The sequence below is a fragment of the Salinibacterium sp. dk2585 genome (genome assembly GCF_008001035.1).
GTDB lineage: Bacteria > Actinomycetota > Actinomycetes > Actinomycetales > Microbacteriaceae > Homoserinimonas.
This window is the reverse complement of record NZ_CP042856.1, coordinates 2177100-2202175: the sequence shown is the minus strand read 5'-3', so window position 1 is coordinate 2202175 and position 25076 is coordinate 2177100. Positions and strand designations below refer to the sequence as shown.

The following is a 25076-nucleotide window of genomic DNA, read 5'->3' as shown; positions in this document are numbered from 1 at the left end:
CGTTGCCGGTCATCGAATGGGCGCATAGCCTCACCTCATGCCCCTCCGTGTACCGCCGCGTTCCATCGCGGCGGGCATCCGTCTGCAGGCAGCCACACGCGCGAGCTGGGTGCTCGCGGCGGTCGTGCTCGTCGAGCACGGGGTCGTGACGGCCGAGTACTTCCTGCGGGAGGGCAGCCCCGAGCTCATGCTCACGCCCTTCCTCGCCATCGTCTGCGCGGGCGCCATGCTCGCGGTGCTCGCGCTGTGGCCGGGGTGGCTGACGGCTACGGCCTACCTCGCGGTCGGCTCGGCCGCGATCGTCGGCTACGTGCTCGAGATGGAGCGGCTCGAGATCGATCCCAGCCGGATCGTGCTCGTGGGCACGATAGGCACGGCGATCGCCCTCACGGGAGCGGCAGCGGGCGGCGCGCTCGGCGGCGCCGTGTGGAGTCTCGCGGGAACACTCCTCGCCCAGGTCGCAGTCATCGGCGCCCAGCTGCGTGTCGGCATGCCCATCGAGCCCGACACATACGCGCTTCTGATCGGTCTCCTGTACTTCTCCACCTACCTCCTCATGTGGTTCAGCGATCGCACGCAGCAGCAGCTCGTCGACACCGAACCGATCGCCGCCGAGGTGGAGCGCGAGGAATATGAACGGCAGCGCGAGCGCCGCGCCGCCGTCGTCGTGCACGAGACCGTGCTGCGTGACCTCGCGCTGATCGCGCACGGGCCGCTCTCCCTCACGGACTACGACCGGGCGCGGCTGCGACGCGACCTCGACGAGATCCGCGCCTGGCGCTCGCCCATCGATGCGGATGCCCCCGAGCAGCTGCCAGAGAGCGACTTCTACGGGATCATCCGCGAGTTCCAGTGGAGTGGGCTCTCGGTCGACGTGGGCGGGAACAGCTACATGATCGATTCCCTCGCGCCCGACGACCGCGAAGCGCTCCTCGGCGCCATGCGGGCCGCGCTCGACAACGCGCTCCAGCACTCCGGTCGCGCGACGGCGGAGGTGTTCATCGACCACGGCACCGACCGCCTCACGGTCATGGTCGTCGACGACGGCCACGGCTTCGACCCGGAGTTGATCGCAGACGATCGCCTGGGCATCCGCATGGCGATCGTCAGGCGAATCGAGGACCAGGGCGGCAGCGTCACGCTGTGGTCGTCTCCCGGCGCCGGCACCTCGGTCGTGATCTCACTGCCGGTGACCGAGACGATGGGGGCATTCTCGTGACCTTCACCTCCACGCTCAGGACGTCGCCGCAGAAGGCAGACCCCCTCACCTGGATCCTCGCCTTCAACCTTCCGCTCATCGCCGTGCTGGCGACGGCCGCTGGCGGCTTCCTGGTCGCGATCATGATCGCGCCGCAGGGCGTCTCGCCGTTCGCGACCCTCCTCGCGACAACCCTGTCGGTGCTTGGATGTCTCGTGGTGCAGCGGGCCGCGCAGCCGCACCGCCCTCTCGTGCGCCCCGGGCAGGCGGCCCTGCCCATGGCGCTCGGCGTGGCGAGCATGCTGGTCTCGGCGTTCGGCCACCGCGGTAGCAGCGTTCCGCTCGGCGAGTGGACCGGCCCGCTCGGCCTCGCGACCGTCATGTTGGCGCTCGTGCCCTACCTGCCCGGTCTCGTGGTCGGCGGCCTCGGGCTCATCGGCGCGGTCATCGCGGGGCTCGCGTCGCGCTGGGCCTTCGACACGTCTGAGATTGGGGAGTGGAGCGCCTTCATCGCGGGGTCGAGCCTGCCCTTCCACGTCGGCGTCGCCGGTGCCGCCTTCTCCGGGCTCGTCGTCGCGGCCGTCACCCGGTGGCGCGCACTTCCCTACGACCGTGAAGAGACCGCAGAGCGGCCCTCGTCCTTCGTGAGTCGCCTGCAGCAGCACGGCACCCCCGTCGCGATCGGTGACGACGTGCTCGCCCTCCTGCAACGGGTCGCCGACGGCGCCCGCGTCAGCGCCAAGGAACGAGCGGATGCCGCATCCCTCGCCGCCGGCATCCGTGCCGACCTCGTCGAGGTCGTGAACCGAAGCTGGCTCGAGACGATCCCCCAGCACGAGCGCCTCTCGGTCGAGGACCCGGATGGCGCGGCGAACCGCATGACGCGCTCGCAACGCTCCGCCATCCACACCCTCATCTCGGCGGCGCTCGAGTCGCCCGTGCTCGCGGGCGAGGCGCTCAGGATCGAGCTGCGCTCACTCGACGACGGCACGACCGCGGTCGCGTTCAGCATGAACATCACGCTGCCCGAGGGGCGCCGGGTCATGATGCTTGCGCCCTATTTCATCTCGCTCAAGGCATCCGTCGACGACCTCGAATGGGCCGTGGGGGAGCAGTTGCGAATGCGATTCAAGCTACCCCCGGCCGACGAGTACGGAGACTGAGAGGGCCCCGCAGATCGCTCCGCGGGGCCCATGCTCAGGGGTTCGGCGCTGAAGAAGCGAGCGCCGCCGAACCTCAGGACTGCGACTTGCCGGCCGAGCCCAGCTGCGTGGCACCCTCGACGACGCGGGCGGCCATGGCCGACTCGGCCTTCTTGCCCCACGAGCGCGGGTCGTAGACCTTCTTGTTGCCCACCTCGCCGTCGACCTTCAGAAAGCCGTCGTAGTTCTTCAGCACCGTGTCGGCGACCGAGCGGCTGAAGGCATACTGCGTGTCGGTGTCGATGTTCATCTTGATGACGCCGTTCGCCACCGCCGTCGCGATCTCCTGCTCCGTCGAACCCGAGCCGCCGTGGAAGACGAGGTCGAGCGGGAGAGCGTCCTTGCCGTACTTCGCGCTCAGGCCATCCTGGATCTCGCGCAGCAGTTCCGGCTTGAGCTTGACGTTGCCGGGCTTGTAGACGCCATGCACGTTGCCAAAGGTGAGGGCGGCCATGTAGCGGCCCTGCTCGCCGAAGCCGAGCGCCTCGACCGTCGCGATCGCGTCGTCGAGCGTCGTGTAGAGGTGCTCGTTGATGTCGTGGCTGACACCGTCTTCCTCGCCGCCGACGACACCAATCTCGACCTCGAGGATCGAGTTGATGTTCTTCATGCGGGGGAGCAGCTGCTTCGCGATCTCCAGGTTCTCATCGAGCGGAACGGCCGAGCCATCCCACATGTGCGACTGGAAGATCGGCTCGCCGCCACCCTTGACCGACTCCTCGCTCGCCTCGATGAGCGGCATGACGAAGCCGTCGAGTGCATCCTTCGGGCAGTGGTCGGTGTGGAGAGCGACCGTGATGGGGTAGTTCTTGGCGACCTCGCGCGTGAAGGCCGCGAAAGCGAGCGCTCCGGATGCCCGTGCCTTGACGCTCTGGCCGGCCCAGTAGTCAGCGCCACCCGTCGACACCTGGATGATGCCATCCGAGCCCGCCTCGGTGAGGCCCTGCAGCACGGCGTTGACCGTCTGCGACGACGAGACGTTGAAGGCCGGGTAGGCGAAGCCGCCCTTCTTGGCCCGGTCGAGCATCTCGGCGTACTGGTCGGGGGTGGCGATGGGCATAGCTTCTCCTTCACGACAACGGGATGTCTCGGCCTGCGTTCTCGCAAGGACTGGCCGAACCGCTCAAAGTCTAGCCAGCATCCCCCTCCCGGGGGAGTGCGCCGTTGCACGAGGTGCGACGCTGCTGCTCGCGGTCGGGAGGGCGGAGAGTGCTCGGTAGGATGACTCTGGCCTTTCAGCCCCTCCATTGGAGCCCGCCGAGCGAAGGATCACCGGTGACCACCGACTCTGACAGCATGATCGCCCACCCCGACCGCAACCTGGCCATGGAGTTGGTGCGGGCCACAGAGGCGGCAGCCATCCGGGCCTACCCCTGGATCGGCCGCGGCGACAAGCTTGGCGCCGACGGCGCGGCGGTCGACGCGATGCGCAAGTTCCTCGGCACGGTCGACTTCGAGGGCACCGTCGTGATCGGTGAGGGCGAGAAGGACGAGGCGCCCATGCTCTTCAACGGCGAGGTCGTCGGCAACGGCAACGGCCCCGCGTGCGACATCGCGGTCGACCCGATCGATGGCACCTCGCTGACCGCTGCCGGGCGCCAGAACGCGATCTCGATGATCGCCGTCTCCGACCGGGGCACGATGCTGGACGCCTCATCCGTCTTCTACATGGAGAAGATCGTCACGGGTGCCGCAGGCATCGGAGTTGTGGACATCCGCAAGCCCATGGGCGAGAACGTGCGGGCGCTCGCGAAGGCGCTCGGCAAAGACGTGGGATCCCTTCGCGTCGCGGTGCTCGACCGGCCGCGCCACGCTGAACTGATCGACGAGATCCGGGCCGCTGGCGCCGGCACCCGCCTCATGCTGGATGGGGATGTCGCTGGCGGCATCAACGCGGCCCGCTACGAGAGCCGCATCGACATGTGTGTGGGCATTGGTGGCAGCCCCGAGGGTGTCGCAACCGCGGCCGCCATCAAGGCGCTGGGCGGCTTCATCCAGGGCCGACTTGCTCCCACCACCGATGAGGAACGCCAGCGGGGCATCGACGCTGGCCTCAAGTTCGACTACGTCTATGAGGCCGACGAGCTTGTCCGCGGCGACAACACCTTCTTCGTCGCGACAGGTGTCACGAATGGTGAACTGGTGTCGGGCGTGCAGCGCAAGGGCCCGATCATCCGCACGGAGAGTGTCGTGCTGCGTGCCCGCTCCGGCACGATTCGCCGCGTGGTGGCGGACCACCTCGTCTCGAAGTGGCTCGACGACTGAGCTGACGCGGTGGCGGCGCGCGCTGCGCCCGCTGTGTGCGATTGGCCCGCTGCGCCTGGTGTGCCTGCTGCGCCTGCTGCGACGGGTGTCCTCCGCGCCAGCTGTGCCTGGTCTCTCGGGGCGCTACAGTTTTCGCCTCGCGCTACAGCTTTTTCTGTAGCGCTGAGCCAAACGGTGTAGCGCTCGCGGATTTCGTCTGATGGGCGGTCGGAGACCTCGGCGAACGCTCGTGACACTGTCGGTCCCGAGCGCGCCGCGGTTCCTGCACAGGTCGCCCGCACCGAGCTGTCCACGGCTGGCGGGCACGTCGTCTTGTTGCTTGGTGCACTCAGCGACCATCACTGGGTGAACGCTTGCACACCGGACTTCGTGCGCCGCAGTACTGTCATCGATCTCGGTTCCACGGATCGTCGGCTGCGCCGCGCAGTGTCTGATGGTGATCTCGTCCGGGTTGTGCCTGGGATATTCGTTTCGCGAGGCGTCTGGGCCCAGGTCGACGGTATGGGGCAGCACCGTCTGCGAGTGCTGGCGACCGCGGAACGAATCGGCGCGGACGCTGTCTTCTCGCATCGGGCTGCTGCCGCGGTCTGGGGCATCCGGATGCTGTCGCTGTGGCCCCACACGGTCGACGTGACAATCGAACGCTCGACGGGTGGGCGCTCTTCGGGAAGGATTCGGCGACACGGCCGCAATGTCGCGGATGTCGAGGTCGTGGAGCATCAGGGGATGCTCCTCACCTCGTCCGCGCAGACGGTGGTGGATCTTGCTCGGCAACTCAGGTTCGCGGATGCGGTGGCGTGCATCGACTCGGCATTGCACCGGAGGCGCGAGCACGGCCGCCTCACGACCAAAGACGAGGTGCAGGAGAGGGTGGCCGTAACCGAAGGGTCGAGGGGCTGGCGGAGGGCGTTCGCTGCCGCGGAGTTCGCGACGGATCGTTCTGATTCTGTTGAGGAGTCACATAGCCGCGTACAGATCACGCGCTTGGGTTCCCGGAGCCGGTGCTTCAGCAGTCGTTCTGGGACCATGAGGGCCAGATCGGGAAGTGGACTTCGCGTGGCCGGAGTTCTCCCGTGTGGGCGAATTCGATGGTGCGAGCAAGTACTTGGATCCGGCTCTGCGAAATGGTCGGACGGAGGCGCAGGTGGTGCTGGATGAGAAGCGGCGCGAGAACAGGATCCGTCGACAGGTTCGAGCGTTCAGCCGCTGGGAGGCGCGTGACCTGTATCCACCGACGGGGTTGCACCGCATCCTGTCGGAGGCGGGTCTACCGTCGGGGCGACCACGTCGCCTTGGCTAACTCACCCAGCGCTGTGCGCCCGGTCAGATGCGGCGGTCAGCCGGCTCCGGGGTCTCGAACTCGCTGTCGAATTCGCTCAGATCGAGCCTCCCGTCGCTGTGTCCGTTGTCGGCCGCGGCGTCGACCGCACCCCGGACATCGATTTCGTTCGTCGTGAGTTCGTTTGCGGAGTGGCCTTCGGCAGGCGCGTCGAGTTCGCCGGCCGTGAGCTTCTGTGGCGCGCTGTGGATGGCCTGCGGTTCGGCGACGAGGTCGAGCTTGGTCTCGTCGATACCGGGGAACTGGCGCGCGGTGACGAGCACCCGGGTTTCGAGCGAGCTCGCGAACTTGTTGTAGCTGTCGACGGTTCGCTCGATCGCCTTGCGCATTGATTCGGCGTGCCCTGCGAGGGTGCCGAGACGCTGATAGAGGGTGTTGCCGAGGTCGAACAGCTTCTTGGCCTCATCGGAGACGGCCTGCTGCTGCCAGGTGAAGGCGACCGTCTTGAGTACCGCCCACAGGTTGACGGGGGAGGCGAGGGCGACGCGCTTGCCGAAGGCGTACTCCAGCAGGGCCGGGTCGGCCTCGAGTGCGGAGGAGAGCAGCGATTCGCTCGGGATGAAGGCGATCACGAACTCGGGGCTCGCGTCGAGGCCCTCCCAGTAGGTCTTCTTGGCGAGCGCGTCGACGTGTGAGCGCACCGCCTTGACGTGCTGCTCGATGAGCTTCGTGCGGCGGGCAGCCTCTTCGCCGATGGCGGAGAGAGGGATCTGGCTCGCCTCGATGTAGTGCTCGAGGGGCACCTTGGAGTCGATCGCGATGGACTTGTTGCCTGGCAGGCGCACGACCATGTCGGGACGCCCGGCACCGGCATCCGTCGACACACTGTGCTGCGTGGTGAAGTCGACGTACTGGGTCAGCCCGGCCGATTCGACGATGCGCTGCAGCTGAGTCTCGCCCCACACGCCACGCGTGCTGTTGGAGCGGAGCGCGGATGCCAGCTGTTCGGTCGTGACGCGGAGTTGCTCATCAGACATCTGGGCCTGCTTGAGCTGCTCTGCGATCGAGCCGTACTGCGTGCTGCGTTCGCGTTCGAGCTCCGTGACCTTGGCCTGCATCGTGCGAAGGCTCTCCTGCACGGGGGTCAGCGCCTGCAGGACCTTGCTCTCGGCGCGCTCGCGCTCCGCCTGTGCCTGTGCCTCGCTGCGCTGGCGCTCGATCATCTCGCGGTGCTGTGATTGCAGCGTGGACACCTGTTCGGCGTGCTGCGCCCGCATCGTGGCCATCTGCTCGCGCAGCGCATCCGCTGTCGCCTGCACGCCCGCGAGTTGGCTCGAGAGTCGCGCCTGCACGGCCTGCTCCTGCGCGCGCAGTTCACCCAGGGCGAGCTGGTGTCGTGCCTCCATGACCTTCGGGTCTTCGCCGGACGTCTGCCCGGCGCCGCGCCCGCGCATGACCAGCACGCCGACCACCGCGCCGAGGGCGACGCCGACGATGAGGCCGATGAGCAGTGCGAGAGGGTCCATGAAAAAAGTCTGTCAGGGGCCTCCGACATTGCTGGGACGAACCGCCCGTAGCCGTGCCACCATTGTGGTCATGAGCATCTTCTCCGACGACGTGGTGCAGGCAATCACGAGCTACATGAACTCGAGCCAGCCCGATACGACGCTGCTCATCGCGCAGGTGCACGGCAACTCGCCCACCGCGGAGTCGGCCATCATGGCCACCTTCGATGAGCACCGCGCCGTGTTCACGGTGACAACGCCCGACGGTGTCGACGATGTCGAGGTGCCGTGGTCGCGACCCCTGAAGTTCCGCGACGAGGTGAGGGCGGAGTTGTTCCGCCTGTTCGAGACAGCGGTGACGGGGGAGTAGTTCCTAGTCGAGCACTAGCCCTAGCCGAGCACCATGGGGGCGTGGTCGTCGACGACCACCCCGAAGCTCTTAATGCGGGTGCCGGCGATCGTGGCGAGGTGGCTGACATCGGATGCCTCGTGCCGCTCGGCCGCGTGGATCATGATGGCCGCGCACGCCTCGGCATCCGCGAGTGCGTCGTGGTGGCGGAAGTCCTCGAAGCCCGCCGCCATCGCCGCGACCGGCAGTCGGTAGGAGTCGAGGTGGTAGGTCTTGCGGGCGACCTGGAGGCTGCACAGGTAGTCAAAGGTCGGGGTCGTGACGAAGGTCGCCTCGCACGCGGCCTTGATGACGCCCATGTCGAAGCCGGCGTTGTGGGCGACGAGGTGGTCGCCGTCGGCGAACTCGACGAGGTCGGGGAGCTGTTCGGCCCATCCCAGCGCTTCGGCGCAGTCTGAGGCGACGATGCCGTGGATGCGGGTGTTCCATTCGAGGAAGGCGTCGTATCCGAGCGGTGGCTTGATGTACCAGGAGGCCTTGTCGACGACGCGGCCGTCGCGCACCTTCACGAGTCCGACAGAGCAGGCGCTCGCGCTCGATGAGTTGGCGGTCTCGAAGTCGATGGCGGTGAAATCCAGTGGCACGTTCCGATCGTCTCACGGGCCTCCGACGCTGGCGTTCACGGCAGGCCGCGCACTAGGGTTGCGAGAAATCGTCAGGGGAGGTCGTATGCGACGAGGCATCACTGCTGCGCTGCTTGCGCTCGCGGCATCCGGAGTGCTCGTCGGCTGCTCGACCGGGCCCGCGCTCTTCGAAGAGGCCCGCGACGCGAGCGACACGCTCCCAACGAATGTCGAAGCGGAGGGATACGACCTCGACACAGTGCGGCTGCTGGGGGAGCGGGACGGCGTCTCGTACTTTGCGGCCCGCTCGACCGCGAACTCGCGCGAGGTCTGCATCATCGCGCACAGTGTCGAAGAGTGGGTTGGTGGCTGCATGCAGGAGGACGGCCTCGGTGAGCTCTACAGTGCAGGCCTAGGCGGCATGAGGTTCGTGCCCGATGGTGCGCCTGAGCGCGAGGGCTGGGATCGGCTCCACCCGAATCTCGACGTGCGGCCCTGACAGCCGCCCACGGTAGCCTTGACTCCCGTGGCTCTCACTATCGCAATCGTCGGACTCCCCAACGTGGGCAAGTCGACCCTCTTCAATGCCCTGACCAAGAACTCGGTGCTCGCCGCGAACTACCCCTTCGCAACGATCGAGCCGAACGAGGGCATCGTGCAGCTGCCCGACGACCGCCTCGCGAAGCTCGCCGAGGTGTTTGGCAGCGAGCGCATCCTGCCCGCACCAGTGACCTTTGTCGACATCGCCGGCATCGTCAAGGGTGCCAGCGAGGGCGAGGGGCTCGGCAACAAGTTCCTCGCGAACATCCGTGAGGCGGATGCCATAGCCCAGGTCGTGCGCGCCTTCAGCGACTCCGACGTGGTGCACGTCGATGGTGCGGTGAACCCGGCGAGCGACATGGAGACCATCAACACCGAGCTGATCCTCGCGGACATGCAGACGCTCGAGAAGGCGATCGAGCGCTACACGAAAGAGGTCAAGACCAAGCGCACCGAGCCCATCGTGCTCGAGACGGCGCAGGCTGCGCTCGCGTGGCTGAACGAGGGCAAGCCGCTCTCGTCGAATGAGAAGCTCGACCTCACGCCGATCCGCGAACTGGGGCTGCTGACATCCAAGCCCTTCATCTACGTGTTCAATGTCGACGAGGGCATCCTGGGTGACAAGGCGAAGCTCGACGAGTTGGCTGCGCTGGTGGCGCCCGCGAAGGCGGTCTTCCTCGACGCCAAGCTCGAGTCCGAGCTCATCGAGCTGGACGAAGCGGATGCCGCAGAACTCCTCGCCAGCACGGGCCAGGAGGAGTCCGGCCTCGACCAGCTGGCCCGCATCGGCTTCGACACGCTCGGACTCCAGACCTACCTCACGGCTGGTCCGAAGGAGACCCGCGCCTGGACAATTCCCAAGGGCGCCAAGGCACCCCAGGCGGCCGGTGTCATCCACTCGGACTTCGAGAAGGGCTTCATCAAGGCGGAGGTCATCTCCTTCGACGACCTCATGGAGTGCGGCTCCGTCGCCGAGGCTCGCGCGAAGGGCAAGGCGCGCATGGAGGGCAAGGACTACGTCATGCAGGACGGCGACGTGGTGGAGTTCCGCTTCAACGTGTAGCTCACGGCGCTGCGGTCTCAACTGCGACGGCTGTTGCGTCGAGGGAGGGGGCTACGCTGCGAGGTCGCAGGCCCACCGCGATGAGGTAGATCGCGAACCAGATCTCGAACGCAAAGATGGGCACAGCGCACAGTCCGGCGAGCGTTCCGCCCTGCGGGATCAGGTCGAACAGCTGTGCTGAGTTGCTCGCCAGCACCAGTGCGCCGCCAGCGATGCCGAGCGCGGCGAGCGCGCGGGGAACGACACGGGCCTCGAGCAGCAGCCACCCCAGCACGACCGTGTTCACGCTGATGACGAGGCCCTGACCGACGAGGAACGCGGCGGTGTGGAGTGCCGCGAAGGACGTCGCGATGGGTGCGGGTGCGGTCATCCAGAGCAGCGCGAGCATCGGAAGGGTGCCCGCGGCGATGACGGATGCTTCCAGCGCGCGCAGTCCGGCGAAGGTTGCCGCGCGCGCCGGCCCGACGGAGCGCAGCAGCAGCCAGAGGAGGATGCCGGTGCCGAGGCAACCGCTGGCGAGCACCAGCTCGAGGGCGACCCCCAGCGCAAGTTCATTTGCGGCGAACGCTGCGACTGCCGCGATCGAGGTGACGTGCGTGACGAGATACAGGATGCCAGCGGTGCGAGCGTAGGTGCGGAAGCGGCGGGTCATGGAGATCCTCAGGTCGATGGTATACGCCGTAAACCGACGCGTTCACACCATAGGTATACGCTGTAGACGTGTCAAGTCCCGGGATCCGTCGACCGCTCGATCGTGAGCGGGTGCTGCATGCCGCGGCCGCGCTGGCGGACGAGGTCGGTCTCGAGGCCACCAGCATGCGGCGGGTGGCGGACGCGCTCGGGGTCACCGCGATGGCGCTGTACAAGCACGTCGCGAACCGCGAGGAGCTTATCGACGGGATGCTCGACAGGCTCGTGGCGAGCATCGCCGTCCCCGCTGACGGACTTCCCTGGCAGCAAGCGCTGCGTGCTCGCATCCGCTCGGCCCGTGCGGTCATGGATGCGCATCCGTGGGCGCAAGCCGCGATCGAGACGCGGGCGGCGGCGAGTCCCACAGTGCTGGCCTACATGGACTCCCTCATGGCGATCATGTTCGACGGCGGCCTGTCGGCAGACCTCGTGCATCACGCGATGCACGCGCTGAGCACACGGATGTGGGGAATCACTCGGGACGTGCTGCCCACCCCTGCCATCCCGGCGGATCCGGATCTGCGCGCGCGGGCCATGACGGAGTTCGCGGCTGCCTATCCGGCGATCGTGAGGATGGCGACGAGCACCCCACACGCGGGTGCGGGGTGCGACGACGACGCCGAGTTCGCCTTCGCGCTGGATCTTCTGATCGACGGGTTCGCGAGATTGCATGAAGAGGGATGGAGCTCCGTCCGCTGACGACGGTCTGCGAAGGGGTTATCTCGGCATCGCTCGGTCGGGATAATGGCCGAGCTACCGCGCCGCGCAGCGGACCTCCGGGGAGTTCAAGCGTCTGAGCTGGCAGGGTCAGTGAGCGCGGCGGCATAGTTGCGCATCGAGCGCTGGTAGCGGGGCAACGTGTCGATCTGCGCTTCGATGGCGACCCGGAGAGCTTCGTCCTTGCGGCCGACGCTGTGGAGGGCCAAGGCCAACACGACCCGCGGAGCGGACCCCGTCGACTCATGCGTGGGGGCCGCACTCAGGATGGCGATCGCCTCGTCGAGGCGTCCGAGGTTCCGCAGCGTCGATCCGTACTGCACCGCAAGTTGGGCGTGCCGAGCTTCGTCGAGACCGAGTTCGAGCGCTCGCTCGTACTCCGCGCCGGCTTCTGCTTCAAATCCCATCGAGTCGTACATGCCCGCGAGTTCGAACGCCGCGCGGCCATCAGCCGCCGGGCATGCGTCGGTCAACTCCCGCATGGCCGCGACCCCGTCCTCGCTGTCGAGCGAGTCGAACCGGTTCCAGAGTTCTGCCACGGATGCTTCCCACCGGTCGATCTCTGAGGTCATGCGACCCAGTGTGTCAGGCAGCGATCCTGATCGTTGGAGCGGACGGCCGGGACGAAGCATCCGGACACCAGGGTGCGCTCCGGCCATACGCCGGTTAAACTGCCTGCGGTGGCACGCCACCGAAGCGCTTCCACGTGACGGATCACGTGAATCATCGCGGAGAGGCCTGAGCAACTCAGGACATGTCCGGATGGGGTGCGGCGCACACGCGCCGACTTCATTGCACCGATGCCTGGCATCGGCCCGCGAAAGGACAAGACATGTCATCGAAGGATGAGAAGAACCTCGCGCAGGTGCTCGACAAGATCGCGAGTATGGACGAGCCGAGGCGTTCGGTCGTGCAACGGGTGCACGACATCATCGTGGCCGCGGCCCCCGAGCTCAAGCCGCGGATCTGGTACGGGATGCCCGCGTACGCCGCGTCCGCGAGCACGCCCGCACTCGTGACGTTGCGCAACGACGAACGCCTGAATCTCGCGCTGACCGAGAAGGCGCCGTTCCGGGCGGCAGGCGGAGCCGAGGGCGGCTTGATGCCGGCGGCGTGGTACTTCGAGGCCGTTGACGAGGCGACCGAGAAGCGCATAGCGGAGATCATCCGCTCCGTGCTCGACTAGACGACGGCGGGTTCAGCGCTGTGCGGAGCGCCGCTCGAGGAGCTCTGACACCGTGACGAAGCGGTAGCCCTCAGCCAGGAGGCGGTCGATGACCTCACCGATCGCCTCCTGCGAGGCGGTCCGACCGAACCACGGGTGCAGCAGGATGATCGAACCCGGCCTGGTCGTCGCGACGATGCCGTCCACGATGTCCGCGCTGCTTTGTTCGGCTCCCGAAAAGTCCTCGGTCGAGACATCCCAGGTGACGGTGAGTCGGTCATGCCGGGCCAGGTAAAGGGGCAGGGTCAGCAGCTTGTTGCCGAAGGGCGGGCGGAAGGTGACGGGGCCCTTGTAGCCGGCGGCGCGGATCGCGCTGTCTGTGGACTCGACCTCGTCTGCCACGGTGTCGAACGTCACGAACGTCATCGAGCGGTGACTCCAGGTGTGGTTGCCGATCTCGTGACCGTCCGCGATGATCCGTTGCACGGCATCCGGATTCGCTACGATCTCCCGGCCGTTGAGGTAGAAGGTGGCGAGCACGCCGCGTTCCGCGAGTGCGTCGAGCACGGCAGCGGCATCCGCCTCAGTGGGCCCGTCGTCGAAGGTCAGCGCCACGACTCGGTCGTTGGTATCCACGCGGTGCACGAGTTCGCCAGCGAGCTGCGTCGTGCGAGACGGGATGAGGCGGTACGTCGCGTAGCCGACGCCGAGCACCGCTACGACGAGTGTCGAGAACGTCACGGCGAGTATTCGCCATTTCCGTCGGGACATGCTCATGGTCGTATGAGGGCTGCGGGGATACTGGAGGCCACTCCGGCATTCTGGCTGTTCATCGCCGTGATGCGATAGCTCTTTCCGCGATCCGACCGAACTGGACTCGAGAAGTCGGGCCGAGGCATCCGGTATCGACGAGGGTGGAGGGCGAAGGGAGCGACCATGATCGGAATCCTCAACCGGATCGTCGACGAGATCGAGCAGCACCTCGGCGACGAACTCGACGTCGACGCGCTCGCCGTATCGATGGGCACGACGGGCTACCACGCGCGCCGCATGTTCTCGTCGCTGGCGGGGCTGCCGGTGTCGGAGTATGTGCGGCGTCGGCGCATGACCGTCGCGGCCGCTGACGTGCTCGGCGACGAGGATCTGCTCACGATCGCCGTGCGCTACGGGTACGGCTCCGTCGAGGCATTCGGCCGGGCGTTCCGTGCCGTGCACGGCGTGAGCCACGGTGATGTCCGGCGCGCCGGCGGTCCCCTTCGCAGCCAACCGCAACTCAGGTTCCGCCTGACCGTCGAAGGGAACAGCCCAATGGATGCCCGCATCGCCGAGCGACCAAACTTCCGCCTGATCGGCCACGCCGTGCGTGTGCCGCTGATCTACGAGGGTGTCAACCCGCACATCCAGGAGCACATCGCGTCGCTGCCGGCATCCGAACATGAACGACTCAAGCAGCTGAGCGGTACCGAGCCGTCCGGACTGCTGCAGGTCAGCGCCGACATCGACCCCGACTACGCCGAGGGCAGCGAACTGACGTACCTGCACGGCGTCGCGATCGATGCTGATGCTCACGTTCCCGAGGGCCTCGATGTGATCGAGGCGGATGCCGGCATGTGGGTCGTGTTCCGCACCGCAGGTCCGCATCCCGCGGCGCTTCAGGAGGCCTATGCGGCGTCGGCGACCGAGTGGTTCCCGTCGAACCCGTGGAGGCTGCGCCCCGGTCCGTCGATCGTCTCGGTGCTCGATCGTGCCCCGGATTTCAGCACTGCGACGTGCGAACTGTGGTTCCCCATCGAGCGCGAAGCGTCGCCGTTGGTGTGAGCCTCGCGGCACGGATGACTGGATTCCGGGCAGATGACTGTGCCGCGGCGCGATCATTTGCCCGAAGAGCAGTCATTCGAGGGGATCCTGGGTCTGCGACTCCCCACCAGTCTCCTCACGAAGCCGTGGCTCGACGCGGTGCTCCGGCCGCACGCCAGCCTTGTCGGCGTAGAACGCGCGGATGCGGTCCATGTCGTTCGAGACACTCCCCGTCAACTCGATGGTCGGTCCAAGGCCCGACGTCTTCGTGGTGCGGTCGACGAAGCCGAGCGTGACGGGCATCTCGGCCTCGCGCGCGATGCGGTAGAAGCCCGACTTCCAGTGGGTGTGGCCCGTGCGGGTGCCGTCGGGGGTGACGACGAGCCCGAAGACCTCCCCGGCCCGGATGCGCTCCACGACCTCGGAGACGACGGCGCTGGGTGCATCCCGGTCGACCGGAATGCCGCCGAGGCCCCGCATGATTGGCCCGGCCAATCCGCGGAAGAGACTCTTCTTGCCCAACCAGCGGAAGTGCATGTCGAGACGCCACGCGATCGCGAGCATGAAGACGAAGTCCCAGTTGGAGGTGTGGGGTGCGCCGATCAGCACGGTGGGGCGCTCGGGTGCGGGTTCGGACGCGAGGCGCCACCCGCTGACCGCCCAGAATGCACGCGCGGCGAGGCGACGGAGGAACATGGATTCAGATTATTGGAGCGCAAGGTCCCGCTGGACGCCGGGAACGCGCGCCCCTAGCGTGAGCACATGGCCGCAGCACAAAAGAAGTCAGAGTTCATCGACGGGTACCTGATCAAGTACCACGCCAACGGGATCACGCGCTGGTCGAAGGGCAAGGTCGAAGACGGCAAGCCCGTCGGGTACTGGGAGTGGTACCGCCTGGACGGCACCCTCAAGCGCTCCGGCCATTTCGACGCGGGCGAGGCGGTCGGCGAGTGGATCACCTACGACCAGGAGGGCAAGCCCTACAAGGTGACCGCCCGGGGTGGCGCCTAGTTCATCATCGCGAAGATGACGATGGGTGCGATCACCCACACGATGAAGACCGCGGGAAGGCCGAGCAACGCGATACGCCACGCCCGGCGGCGCTTGATGAGCCGCACGACCGTCCAGGCGATCGTCGCGATCGCGACGACGAACGGCGACACGAGCGACCAGAGCCAGAAGAACTCGAACAGCCAGATGGCGCAGCCGGTGCTGCATCCGTCGGCCGACATCGCGAGGAAGAGCCCCGCGAAGCTCAACGGGACGGCGAGGCCCACCGCCAACACGAGAAGCAGGATGCTGCCGAGCACGTCGGCAAGGCGCGATGCGTTTCCCGGCGGGGTGGCCTGGGCGTCGTCATTGACAGTCATGTGGTGCTCCTTGGATGGGCGGGCGGTCGATGTCAGAAGACGAGCACGAAGCGTTCGATGGCATCCCGGAGCACGCCGGCGAAGCCGGTCTCCGCCTCCATCCGGTCGCGGTCGGCCATGACCTCGAGGGGGTGGTCGGTGATGATGCCGTCGACCCCGTCGCGAAGCTGGGCGCGCGCGACGTCGAGCTTGTTGACGGTCCAGGTGAAGACACCGAGCCCCTGGGTGCGGGCATCGGCAATCAGTTCGGGTGACAGTGTCGCGCTCTCGACGACGATGAAGTCAGCGGATGTCTGCGGGGCCCGCGCCGTCGCGAATGCGATCGTGAGGCCGACCGTGAGTGTCGGTCGCAGCCGCTTGAGGGTCTCGACGCTGGCGGGGTCGAGCGAGTGGTACAGGTGGTCTCCGAGCACTCCCAGGTGTTCTAACTCCGCCACGAGCCGTTCAACGTGATCGGGCGTCTCGGCACCGCTCAGCTTGATCTCGACGAGCAGCTTCTGGCCCAGTTCGTCGGCGCGCGTGACGTATTCCTCGAGCGAGGGGATGCGGTCGGTTCGGCCCTTGATGTCGTGCACCTCGATCGCGGTCGCTTCGTCGAAGGTGAGGTCCTTCACCGCGACGTCCATGTCTGCCAGTCGGCCGAGGGTGCTGTCGTGCATGACGATGAACCCTCCGTCCTTCGTCTGCATGACATCCATCTCGATCGCCTCGATGCCGACGGCGTGCGCCGCATCCAATGACGAGATGGTGTTCTCGACGCCCCCGGGGGTGAAGCCGCGGTGCGCGAGCACGAAAGCCGACGGTGCCCGGTCGACGGCCTGCAGCACCGGCACGTTGACGGCCGAGAGTGCCGCAACGACAACGACAGCAGCTGCCGCGACGCCGAGCTGCGCTCCACGTCGACGAGGGCGCGCGCGTCGCTCGACGTAGGGGCGCAGTGGTGGTGCCTCGAGCCGCGCGGAGTCGAGCAGCTCGCACATCGCGCCGATGACGACGACCCCCATGGCGCTCACGACCACGATGCCGACGAGCTCGGCGATGGCGAGGCTGATGCCGGCGACCACCGGTGAGGCGGGCGGCCACACGGCATCCGCGATGGCGGTCGGCGCGAGGACGATCGCGGATGTCGCGAGCAGGATGGCCAGGCCGCTCACGGCGACGAGGGTTGCGAGCGCCCATACGGAGGCTCGCCGCCCGCGGGTGAGGCGCCAGCTCCAGCGCATCGCGCCGGCACCGGTGACCTCGGCGGCCGTGAAGAGGGGAATGGTCAACGCGAACCGGGTCGCGAGGAACACCATCGCCAGCACGAAGGCGGCGTACCCTGCGAGGCCCGCCGGCGACTTGACGATCTCGTCGGTGATGAACGAGGGGATCGCGACCCCTTGGCTGAGTGCCGACAGGAAGCCGCCCCCGGCGAGGGGTGCGAACACGAAGAAGTAGAAGAAGAGGGGCAGGGAGCTCAGCCGGAAGAGCCGGCGCAGTGTCGAGAGCGTCTCGGTGAGGAGTGCTGCGGGCGCCACGCCGCTCCCGGCCCGCACCTGGCGCACCGCGACCGTGATGACGATGACCTGCAGCGCGATGCCGAGCCATGCGATCGCGAGCGTGGCGAGGATGCCCCACAGCGACAGGGGAGTACCGAGGAGCGCCGCGATCCCATCCGCGCTGAGGACGGTGACGCCCGCCGCGGCGATCGCCTCCTGGAACACCCAGCCCACGAGCGGCGCGACGAGGAGGGCGACGAGGAGTTGACTTCCCGCGTAAACGGCGAGCAGGGCAGCGCCGCCGGCACCCAGGGTGGCGAATCCGGCGAGCAGCAACCGGCGCGCTTGGCCGATGAACCCCTGCCGTCCGAACTCAGTGCGCGCGGGCGCGGTGGCGTTCAAGGGTGTGGCCTCCGGGGGGTGTGGTCCAGGCGTGCGTTCGCGCACTCGAACCAGAATATGGACTGGAGTCCAACTTTGCTCGCGGTATCGCCGCCCCACTTAGGGTGTATGCCGGGTTAGCGGGGCATGCGCCCCAGGAACTGCCATGAGTCGAGGGCGGGCCGCTTCGACTCCAGCATGCGGGCCTTGAACGATTCCTCGATGCTGCCGACGTAGAGCCAGCCCATGAGCAGCTCGTCATCGCTGAGTCCGTGGGCGGCTCGCACCTCGGGCGCGTTGGCCAGCATCCCGGTGCGCCACATGACGCCCCAACCGGCGCTCCACAGGGCGAGTTCGAGCAGGTGGGCGGCCCCGGCGGCGGTCGCATGCTGCTCCCAGACGGGAACGGCCGGATGCTCCTTGGGGCTCGCGACGACGGCGATCAGCAACTCAGCTCGGAACGGCTTGCTGTTGATCTCGCCCGGCGCGCGCGTCTCGCCCGCTGCGGCATCCAGCGCCTCAGCCAATCGCATCCGGTCGTCACCGCGGAGTGTGATGAGTCGCCACGGCCGCAGTGCCTTATGGTCGGCCACGGGCGTCACCGCCGTGAGGAGTTCCGCGAGTTCGGCGTCCGTTGGGGTCTCGGGCCCCACCTTGGAGATCGAGCGGCGTGCCGCCATGACCGAGAGCACCGGGTCTGAGTGAGACGTCATATGGGCCATTCTCTCCTCCTAAGGTGAGGCGATGCTCACTGGCGAGGCATCCTGCCCGCGCATACCGTGCAGGGGTGAGCAAGATCGAGGGCCTCTACTCCGCGCTCCTGCGGCGCAATCAGGAGGCCGAGGCGGAACTCCCCGCCGAGGTGCGCCGCAATGTCGCCCCCAACGGGCTCCGACTCGTGCTGGCGAACGCGCTGCAGTCCTCCGGCGACCAGGTCGTCAACGCCTCGACCGTGCTGCCCTGGCTGTTCTCGGCGCTGGGCGTGCCGAGCGCCCTGGTCGGTGTGCTCGTGCCGATCCGCGAGTCCGGGTCGATGCTGCCGCAGGCCTTCCTCACCCCCATTGTGCTGCGCGCGCGCCGGCGCAAGTGGGTCTTCGTGGCGGGGGCGCTCGTGCAGGCGCTCTCGGTCGCGGCGATCGCCTTGACCGCGGCGCTGGGAGAGGGGCTCGGGGCCGGCATCGCAATCATCGTGGCGCTCGCCGTGTTTTCGCTCGGGCGCTGCCTGTGCTCAATCTCGTCCAAGGATGTGCAGGGGCGCACCGTGCCCAAGGGGGAGCGCGGCCAGATCAACGGGGTCGCGACCGCCGCCGCGGGGCTCGTCGCGATCACCCTGGGCGTTGCCATCCGAGTGATCGGCGGGGAGGAGCTCGCTCCCGGGCAGCTCGCCTGGCTGCTCGCGGGCGGGGCGGCACTGTGGGTGCTCGTTGCGGTCGTCTATGCGGGCATCCGGGAACCAGCGGATGATCCACAGCAGACGAGCGAGAAGCGGCGTCAGGATGCGCACTGGTTCGGCCAGATGGTGCGACTCCTTCGCGATGACCGGCCGTTCCGCAGCTTCGTGCTCGTGCGGAGCCTCCTGCTGGTCTCGGCCCTGAGCCCGCCGTTCATCGTGTCGCTCTCGATCGAGTCGGGGTCGAACACCCTCGCGGGGCTTGGCGGCTTCATCATCGCCTCAGGCCTCGCGGCGCTGCTCGGCGGGCGCCTGTTCGGGCGTCTCGCCGACCGCTCGAGCAAGCGCCTCATGAGCGTGGGGGCGGGGATCGCGTCGGCCGTGATCGTGCTGACCGTCGTCGTCGCAGCCCTGCCGGGCTTCACAGGCGAGGGCTGGCTCGGCACGCTCGTCTTCATCGGCAGCTATTTCGTGCTCACGATGATGCATACGGGCGTGCGGGTCGGGCGCAAGACCTACATCGTCGACATGGCTGAGGGCGACAAGCGCACGGCCTACGTCGCCGTCTCCAACACGGCGATGGGCGTCATCCTCCTCGCCGTGGGTGGCATCAGTTCGCTCCTGGCGGCGGCGCACATCTTCTGGGCACTCCTCTTCCTCGCGGCGATGGGACTCGTCGGGGTCTTCGCGGGGGCACGCTTGCCGGAGGTGTCGAGGCGCAGCGCCGGATGACGCGGACTCAGTCCTCGAAGGGGGCCCCGCGTCGCAGCATCCCGCCGATCCCCACTCCCGTGACGAGCAGCCCTGTGCCCACCAGGATCAACCCGGGAAGGGTCGACGGCATCATCGGCACGAACACGCTGTCGCTGGTGGGTATGTAGGCGAACCAGCCGAACGAGGCAGGCGGTTGCTGTGCGAGGCCGATCGCCGCGCCCGTGACGAGCGCGAGCAATCCGAGGAGGAACGTCCACTGGGTGTGTCGATGCCGAAAGAGCAGGGAGGCGACGACGAGCACCGCGAGCGCGCCGACGACGGCGAGCACGATCCCCGCATCGAATCCCGAGCTGTCGGAACAGGCGAAGTCGCCCGCGCAGGACAGCGGCAGTGAGCTGGGCAGCAGTCGAGTGGACACGCGTCATAGTACGCATGCCCCGATGCGCGGGGTCAAGGCAGTCGCTGCCCAGCCAGGATTGCTACTCTGGCCGCTGGGTGCCCAACCGCGCCCCCGGACGAGGGATCAGTACCCGGAACGCGACAAGACTGGCCACGGGAGAAAACGTGTACTGGTTGGTTCTCATCATCTCCGGCATGCTCGAAGCGGTCTGGGCGACTGCACTCGGCCGCTCGGAGGGCTTCACGAAGCTCTGGCCGAGCATCATCTTCGGGGTCACGCTCATCCTCAGCATGGGTGGCCTCGCCTTCGCGCTGCGCGAGATCCCGGTCGGCACGGGCTACGCCGTGTGGGTGGGCATCGGCGCATCACTGACGGTCGTGTGGGCGATGCTCTCGGGGACCGAACCCGTGTCACTCCTCAAGGTGCTTCTCATCATGGGGCTCGTCGGGTGCATCGTGGGCCTGAAGCTCGTGAGCGACGTCGAGGTGCACTGAGCCGAGGTGCACTGAGCCGAGGTGCGCTGACTGCACTGAGCCGAGGCCCGATCGCTCAGAGCGCTCGCCGCATGACGATCCGCGGGAACCCGCCGGCGACCGCCTCTGTGTCGGCGACCTTCGTGAAGCCAGCCTGCTCGAACCACCGCCGCGTGCCTACGAACGCCATGGTCGCATCCATTCGCTTCTCGCCGTTCTCGGCCGGGTAAGCCTCGACGGCGGGCGCCCCGGACGCCCGGGCGTAGTCGACTGCGCCCTCGATGAGTGTCTGCGTGACCCCCTGCTTGCGATAGCCGGGACGCACGCGGATGCACCAGAGGGTCCATACCGGCAGGTCGTCAACATGGGGGATCTTGCGCGAGTTGGCGAAGGGATGCAGCTCGGAGCGCGGTGCGATGCCCGCCCACCCTGCGACCTCCCCGTCGCGGTAGGCGAGCACCCCGGGCGCCTGGTCGCGGGAACAGAGCTCTCGCACCTTCTCGGCGCGCTCAGGCCCGACGAGCGAGCGGTTCTCCTTGGAACTGAGCCGCCACGAGAGGCACCAGCAGACGGATGCGTCGGGCCGCTTCGGCCCGAGCACGAGCGCGACGTCGTCGAAGTCATGGGCGGGCCTGACGACAATGCTCATCAGAGCCCCGCGGTCAGGGCAGCTCGCAGTGAAGGGCTCATCTCGGGCACGTCGTCGACCTCGACCGCGAGTGCTTGGATCGCTCGACTGTAGTAGTTGCGCGCTGCGGCAGCGAGCGCGATGTCGACGATCTCCCGGTCGGTGAAGCCCAGCTCGCGCAACCGCAGGCTGTCGGCATCCGTCATGCTCGACGCGTCTCGACTGACCTTCTCCGCGAACTCCATCATTGCCACTTCGGCGTCGCTCAGGTCGGCGTCGCGGTAGTCGGTTGCGATGCGTTCGAGTTGCTCCTCGCCGAAGACCCCGAGCGATTTCCGACCATGGGCGAGGCGGCAGTGCTGTGACCTCGCGCCGTACGCTGCGGCGAGTGTGACGAGTTCGTAGCGGCGGAAGCCCATCGGCTTGGCTATCGCCGTGATGAGCTGCTCCCAGGCAGCATATGCCTCGGGATTCATTGCCATGACACGGGTGTGGGATGCCACGAAGCCTTGGTGCGCGATGTCGGCGGCATAAAGCTCAGCGGTGTAGCCGGCCGCCTGGTCGTCGGTAGGCGTCTCAATGATCGACATTCTCGTCTCCTGGGTGGGGTGCGCTTAATGCTGTCACTCGGGCGTCCGCCTGGGAAGGCCAGGCCTCAGCAAGCGGTGCTACCGTCCGCCGCATGACTCTCGTGCGCATCCTCACCTCGAAGGCACGTCCCACTTCGCTTCCGCGCACGATCGCGCGCATCGCGCTGGGTGCCGCGCTCGCCTTTGCCGGCACGACGCACCTCACGGTCGCGCGCGAGGAGTTCCAGGCCCAGGTGCCCGAGTGGGTTCCCCTGGATGACGACCTGGTCGTGCTGGGCTCCGGCGTCGTGGAGATCGGGCTGGGTGCCGCGCTCATCGCGCTTCCGCGTCGGCGAGTACCCGTCGGCCTCGCGGTGGCCGCCTTCTTCATCGCGATCTTCCCGGGCAACATCTCGCAGTATGTGACGGGAACGGATGCCTTCGGCCTCGACACAGACAGGGCCCGCTTCGTGCGCCTCTTCTTCCAGCCGGTGCTCGTGGCATGGGCGTTGTGGTCGACGGGCGCGCTGAAGGGCCTGCGTCAGCACCGGCGCTCCAAAGTGTCTTGATGGGCTGATGTCCGCAGGATCGAGGCGAGCAGCACGAGCTCGAATGCGGGCGCGACGGCACGCGTCTCAGGCCCGCAGACAACGAGGCGTGACATCGGGCGGGGTAGGCTCGATCTGCCCAGGTCGCCCGCTGCTGAGAGTCCTCCCACACTGTGAAATGGTTCCGTCGCCGTAGCCGCCGTTCGCGTGCGCGAGCGGCGCCCTTCGACGCTTCCATGCTGACTCCGCGCGAGCCGCTCACTTTCCAAGCGGCGGTGGCGGAAGGCATCATGCTGGCCGAATACGCCGCGCGCCTGAGGCTCCGAAACGCCATCATCATCGGCGCGGTGGGGGAGTCAGCGGACTACGAGCCACGGCGCTACCTCGCTGAGGCGAGGGCCGTCATCGGCTCCCTCGCCGCTGAGTCGGATGCCGCCGCAGACCGGCTGGCAAGGGAGGTCGAGGAGGCGGAGTCGCTCGCGGGCAGGGCCGGGCACGCCCACGACTACCGCGCGGGCGACGTCAAGAACCTCACGCGCCGGGAGGCGGTCTCGCGCGCCCTGGCGAAGCGGCTGCGCGAGTTCCGGGAGGACGACGAATACATGCTCGCGTTGATCGAGCGCTCCCGCGACGAGGCGTGGCGAGACGTCTCCCGGGCGCTCGAGGATGCCCTCGTGCAACCGGAGGTCGACGACGACCCGGCCTACGAAGCGGAGAAGGAGCAGCGGATGCGCGAACTCATCGACGTCGACCTCGCCCGCCTGATCAAGGAACGTGAGACGGCGCAGCTCCGCTCGGAGCTCGCCGACGACTGGGGCTTCTAGGCGGTCTCTACCACAGCACCCGGTGGCTGAGGAGGCGGCTCGCTGAACTTTTCTTCACTTTTGGCGCCGCCTCCCCTACACTCTTGCCTACGTGCCCCTAATGGGGGCCTCTCGGCTCGGCTCCAGCGTTACCCGAAGGCGCCGCTCCCATCAGCAATGGAGTTGTTGTGAACACCCGTGACCCGTACGATGGCGCGCGCCGTCGACACCGCGCACCTGCCCCCCGCACCCCCCGCAACCTGCTCAGCCCGATCGCGGCCGCCGCAGCCGTGCTCATCCTTGTGACGGGTGCGGGCGTCGCGATCTCGCAGGGCGGGCTCGCGAGCATCTTCGCGGCCAATGCCTCTGGAGGACTCGGCTGCACTGATCCGGTCGAACTCGTGGTCGTCACCGACACCTCAATCCACGGGGCGATGACGAACGTCGCGAAGGACTTCGACGCCAACTCCGAGGTGTGCGTCTCGACCGAGGTGCGCGCCCAGAGTTCGGGCGACACCGCGGCGCTCCTCGCCTCCAACGCCCTGGCCGATGCGGATGCCTGGGTGCCGGATTCCTCGCTATGGATTGCCCGGATGAACTCAACTGCCGAAGCGCTCGGTCGCACCAAGCCCGTCGTCGAGCCCCGGGCATCCGTCGCCAGCTCGCCCGTCGTGCTCGCGGCGCCTGCCGCCCGTTCTGCCGAGTTCGCTGCAGACCAGGTCGGCTGGAGCACGCTCCTCGCGGGCCTCGTGGGAGGGGTCGTGCCCGACCCCGAGTCGTCGTCTGCGAGCCTCGCTGCCCTCGCCTCCATGACTGCGGTGGCGCCCGCCGATGACCCGCGACGTCTGCCCTCGACCATGATCGAGCTGGGCAAGACGATCCCCAACTCCAAGGAGGAGGCCGTGGCATCTGCGCTCGAGGCGCCCGCGCCGACGGTCGTCGTCATGTCGGAGCGCGACGTCGTTGCGCACAATGAGGCGAATGCGGATGCCCCCGTCATCGCCCTCTATCCCAACGACGGAACCTCCGCGCTCGACTACCCCTTCGTTGATCTCACGGGCAACAAGCCGGCGTCGAACGAGCGCGACTCGCTTCTCGCCGCGTTCGAGGAGGCGGCGCGACTCGGCGGGGCCTTCTACATGGCGGAGGGGTTCCGGGATCACGCTGGTGCAGGCGAGCTCAAGGCGACCGGCGTGCTGCCGATCTCGACCTCCGTCCCTCCCGCTGCTGTCGCGGAGCAGCAGGTCGCCGCACTCACGCAGTGGAGTTCGCTGACGCGGCGTTCACGGATGCTCGTGGCGGTTGACGTGTCGGGCTCGATGCTCGAACCGGCTGGCAACGGACTGCGCCGTATCGACGTCTACCAGCGGGCTGCCGGAGGCTCGCTCGGCCGCTATGGCGGTGAGGCGCACATGGGCGTGTGGGTCTTCTCGACGAACCGGGCCGGCGATCAGGACTGGGAGGAGCTTGTGCCCGTCGGGGCGCTGGGCAATGCCGACCACAGGGCCCAGATCGCCAACGTGACGGCGACTCTTCCGCAGTACATCCGTGGCGATACGGGGCTCTACGACACGATCCTCGCCGGCGTGAAGCATATGAAGGAGGGCTTCGTGCCGGGCATGGTGAACTCGATGGTCATCATCACCGATGGTCGCAACGATGACAGCAACTCGATCACGCTCGAGGCACTCCTGGCGGAACTCACCGCGATGCATGACCCGCTCAAGCCGGTGCCGGTCATCCTGATCGGCTTCGGTCCCGACACCGAGATAGAGCCCATGCAGCAGATCGCGGCGGTCACGGGTGGCGGGGCGTTCTCGGCATACGAGCCGAACGACCTCGACAAGGTGTTCGTCGATGCCTTTACGCAGAGGACTTGCCGTCCGACCTGCTAGCGAGGGCCCCGCGGCAGGCCTTGCATTGCTA

General features: G+C 67.6%; 28 protein-coding genes and 1 riboswitch. Of the genes, 15 read left to right on the top strand and 13 right to left on the bottom strand.

Annotated features, from left to right (window positions below; all coding sequences use genetic code 11):
* The first annotated feature begins 37 nt into the window (after positions 1–37).
* Complete coding sequence (locus FVA74_RS10325; RefSeq protein ID WP_147722169.1) at positions 38–1219, top strand: sensor histidine kinase; 1182 nt, start codon at positions 38–40, stop codon at positions 1217–1219.
* Positions 1216–2361: a hypothetical protein gene (locus FVA74_RS10320; RefSeq protein WP_147722167.1), complete on the top strand. Its 1146-nt coding sequence runs from the start codon at positions 1216–1218 to the stop codon at positions 2359–2361. The genes FVA74_RS10325 and FVA74_RS10320 overlap by 4 nt, the downstream gene beginning before the upstream one ends.
* A gap of 73 nt (positions 2362–2434) precedes the next feature.
* Here FVA74_RS10320 and fbaA read toward each other — a convergent pair whose 3' ends face one another.
* Entirely contained in the window at positions 2435–3460 is a 1026-nt protein-coding gene (gene fbaA / locus FVA74_RS10315; RefSeq protein WP_147722165.1) for a class II fructose-bisphosphate aldolase, read from the bottom strand.
* A gap of 236 nt (positions 3461–3696) precedes the next feature.
* Here fbaA and glpX point away from each other — a divergent pair, with 236 nt between their 5' ends.
* Complete coding sequence (glpX, locus tag FVA74_RS10310; RefSeq protein ID WP_147723182.1) at positions 3697–4665, top strand: class II fructose-bisphosphatase; 969 nt, start codon at positions 3697–3699, stop codon at positions 4663–4665.
* A gap of 1323 nt (positions 4666–5988) precedes the next feature.
* On the opposite strand, the gene rmuC is transcribed toward glpX, so the two are convergent.
* Positions 5989–7470, bottom strand: coding sequence for a DNA recombination protein RmuC (gene rmuC, locus FVA74_RS10305; protein ID WP_147722163.1), 1482 nt, complete (start codon positions 7468–7470; stop codon positions 5989–5991).
* 70 nt (positions 7471–7540) lie between these two features.
* Between rmuC and FVA74_RS10300 the strand changes: the two genes are divergently transcribed.
* Positions 7541–7819 (top strand): DUF2470 domain-containing protein, encoded by a 279-nt coding sequence (locus FVA74_RS10300; protein ID WP_168220109.1) that lies wholly within the window; start codon positions 7541–7543, stop codon positions 7817–7819.
* A 20-nt stretch (positions 7820–7839) separates the two neighbouring features.
* Here the strand turns inward: FVA74_RS10300 and FVA74_RS10295 are convergent, their stop codons facing one another.
* Positions 7840–8442, bottom strand: a complete 603-nt coding sequence (locus tag FVA74_RS10295; protein ID WP_147722159.1) for an exonuclease domain-containing protein — start codon at positions 8440–8442, stop codon at positions 7840–7842.
* Positions 8443–8527: 85 nt separating this feature from the next.
* On the opposite strand from FVA74_RS10295, the gene FVA74_RS10290 reads away from it, so the two are divergent.
* Both FVA74_RS10290 and ychF read left to right on the top strand, forming a co-directional pair.
* On the top strand, positions 8528–8920 hold the full coding sequence (locus FVA74_RS10290; RefSeq protein ID WP_147722157.1) for a hypothetical protein: 393 nt from the start codon (positions 8528–8530) through the stop codon (positions 8918–8920).
* Positions 8921–8947: 27 nt separating this feature from the next.
* The gene (gene ychF, locus FVA74_RS10285; protein WP_147722155.1) at positions 8948–10024 is read left to right on the top strand and encodes a redox-regulated ATPase YchF; all 1077 of its coding nucleotides are present in this window, start codon (positions 8948–8950) and stop codon (positions 10022–10024) included.
* A 1-nt stretch (position 10025) separates the two neighbouring features.
* On the opposite strand, the gene FVA74_RS10280 is transcribed toward ychF, so the two are convergent.
* The gene (locus FVA74_RS10280) at positions 10026–10676 is read right to left on the bottom strand and encodes a DUF4386 domain-containing protein (protein WP_147722153.1); all 651 of its coding nucleotides are present in this window, start codon (positions 10674–10676) and stop codon (positions 10026–10028) included.
* Between the two features lie 68 nt (positions 10677–10744).
* Between FVA74_RS10280 and FVA74_RS10275 the strand changes: the two genes are divergently transcribed.
* Positions 10745–11413: a TetR/AcrR family transcriptional regulator gene (locus FVA74_RS10275; RefSeq protein ID WP_240792213.1), complete on the top strand. Its 669-nt coding sequence runs from the start codon at positions 10745–10747 to the stop codon at positions 11411–11413.
* Positions 11414–11499: 86 nt separating this feature from the next.
* On the opposite strand, the gene FVA74_RS10270 is transcribed toward FVA74_RS10275, so the two are convergent.
* Positions 11500–12003: a tetratricopeptide repeat protein gene (locus FVA74_RS10270; protein WP_147722151.1), complete on the bottom strand. Its 504-nt coding sequence runs from the start codon at positions 12001–12003 to the stop codon at positions 11500–11502.
* A gap of 260 nt (positions 12004–12263) precedes the next feature.
* Here FVA74_RS10270 and FVA74_RS10265 point away from each other — a divergent pair, with 260 nt between their 5' ends.
* Positions 12264–12617, top strand: coding sequence for a DUF1801 domain-containing protein (locus FVA74_RS10265; protein WP_147722149.1), 354 nt, complete (start codon positions 12264–12266; stop codon positions 12615–12617).
* Between the two features lie 12 nt (positions 12618–12629).
* On the opposite strand, the gene FVA74_RS10260 is transcribed toward FVA74_RS10265, so the two are convergent.
* The gene (locus FVA74_RS10260) at positions 12630–13337 is read right to left on the bottom strand and encodes a polysaccharide deacetylase family protein (RefSeq protein ID WP_240792212.1); all 708 of its coding nucleotides are present in this window, start codon (positions 13335–13337) and stop codon (positions 12630–12632) included.
* A gap of 195 nt (positions 13338–13532) precedes the next feature.
* Between FVA74_RS10260 and FVA74_RS10255 the strand changes: the two genes are divergently transcribed.
* On the top strand, positions 13533–14414 hold the full coding sequence (locus FVA74_RS10255; RefSeq protein WP_147722145.1) for an AraC family transcriptional regulator: 882 nt from the start codon (positions 13533–13535) through the stop codon (positions 14412–14414).
* A gap of 72 nt (positions 14415–14486) precedes the next feature.
* Here the strand turns inward: FVA74_RS10255 and FVA74_RS10250 are convergent, their stop codons facing one another.
* Positions 14487–15089, bottom strand: a complete 603-nt coding sequence (locus FVA74_RS10250; protein WP_147722143.1) for a 1-acyl-sn-glycerol-3-phosphate acyltransferase — start codon at positions 15087–15089, stop codon at positions 14487–14489.
* A 66-nt stretch (positions 15090–15155) separates the two neighbouring features.
* Between FVA74_RS10250 and FVA74_RS10245 the strand changes: the two genes are divergently transcribed.
* On the top strand, positions 15156–15404 hold the full coding sequence (locus FVA74_RS10245) for a toxin-antitoxin system YwqK family antitoxin (RefSeq protein ID WP_147722141.1): 249 nt from the start codon (positions 15156–15158) through the stop codon (positions 15402–15404).
* Here FVA74_RS10245 and FVA74_RS10240 read toward each other — a convergent pair.
* From FVA74_RS10240 to FVA74_RS10230, 3 genes are all read right to left on the bottom strand, one after another.
* A complete protein-coding gene (locus FVA74_RS10240; protein WP_147722139.1) occupies positions 15401–15763 on the bottom strand; it encodes a hypothetical protein in 363 nt (120 codons plus the stop codon). The two genes, FVA74_RS10245 and FVA74_RS10240, sit on opposite strands and share 4 nt — an antisense overlap.
* A 32-nt stretch (positions 15764–15795) precedes the next feature.
* The gene (locus tag FVA74_RS10235; RefSeq protein ID WP_168220108.1) at positions 15796–17646 is read right to left on the bottom strand and encodes a glycerophosphoryl diester phosphodiesterase membrane domain-containing protein; all 1851 of its coding nucleotides are present in this window, start codon (positions 17644–17646) and stop codon (positions 15796–15798) included.
* Positions 17647–17762: 116 nt separating this feature from the next.
* Entirely contained in the window at positions 17763–18338 is a 576-nt protein-coding gene (locus FVA74_RS10230; protein ID WP_147722135.1) for a nitroreductase family protein, read from the bottom strand.
* A gap of 74 nt (positions 18339–18412) precedes the next feature.
* Here FVA74_RS10230 and FVA74_RS10225 point away from each other — a divergent pair, with 74 nt between their 5' ends.
* Complete coding sequence (locus FVA74_RS10225; RefSeq protein WP_147722133.1) at positions 18413–19747, top strand: MFS transporter; 1335 nt, start codon at positions 18413–18415, stop codon at positions 19745–19747.
* Between the two features lie 7 nt (positions 19748–19754).
* Here FVA74_RS10225 and FVA74_RS10220 read toward each other — a convergent pair whose 3' ends face one another.
* Positions 19755–20147 carry a hypothetical protein gene (locus tag FVA74_RS10220; RefSeq protein ID WP_147722131.1) on the bottom strand — a complete coding sequence of 131 codons (393 nt, stop codon included), beginning with the start codon at positions 20145–20147 and terminating at the stop codon, positions 19755–19757.
* Between the two features lie 72 nt (positions 20148–20219).
* Positions 20220–20284, top strand: a riboswitch (guanidine-III (ykkC-III) riboswitch).
* A gap of 9 nt (positions 20285–20293) precedes the next feature.
* Here FVA74_RS10220 and FVA74_RS10215 point away from each other — a divergent pair.
* Positions 20294–20623 carry a multidrug efflux SMR transporter gene (locus tag FVA74_RS10215; protein WP_187266475.1) on the top strand — a complete coding sequence of 110 codons (330 nt, stop codon included), beginning with the start codon at positions 20294–20296 and terminating at the stop codon, positions 20621–20623.
* 55 nt (positions 20624–20678) lie between these two features.
* Here FVA74_RS10215 and FVA74_RS10210 read toward each other — a convergent pair whose 3' ends face one another.
* Both FVA74_RS10210 and FVA74_RS10205 read right to left on the bottom strand, forming a co-directional pair.
* Positions 20679–21251 (bottom strand): GNAT family N-acetyltransferase, encoded by a 573-nt coding sequence (locus FVA74_RS10210; RefSeq protein ID WP_147722128.1) that lies wholly within the window; start codon positions 21249–21251, stop codon positions 20679–20681.
* Positions 21251–21820, bottom strand: coding sequence for a carboxymuconolactone decarboxylase family protein (locus tag FVA74_RS10205; RefSeq protein ID WP_147722127.1), 570 nt, complete (start codon positions 21818–21820; stop codon positions 21251–21253). Before FVA74_RS10205 ends, FVA74_RS10210 begins: the two co-directional genes overlap by 1 nt.
* A 92-nt stretch (positions 21821–21912) precedes the next feature.
* On the opposite strand from FVA74_RS10205, the gene FVA74_RS10200 reads away from it, so the two are divergent.
* The 3 genes from FVA74_RS10200 (at position 21913) to FVA74_RS10190 (ending at position 25045) form a co-directional block, all read left to right on the top strand.
* Complete coding sequence (locus tag FVA74_RS10200; RefSeq protein ID WP_147722125.1) at positions 21913–22368, top strand: hypothetical protein; 456 nt, start codon at positions 21913–21915, stop codon at positions 22366–22368.
* 215 nt (positions 22369–22583) lie between these two features.
* Entirely contained in the window at positions 22584–23171 is a 588-nt protein-coding gene (locus tag FVA74_RS10195) for a hypothetical protein (RefSeq protein ID WP_147722123.1), read from the top strand.
* Positions 23172–23338: 167 nt separating this feature from the next.
* A complete protein-coding gene (locus FVA74_RS10190) occupies positions 23339–25045 on the top strand; it encodes a substrate-binding domain-containing protein (RefSeq protein WP_147722121.1) in 1707 nt (568 codons plus the stop codon).
* The last annotated feature ends 31 nt before the right edge of the window (positions 25046–25076 follow it).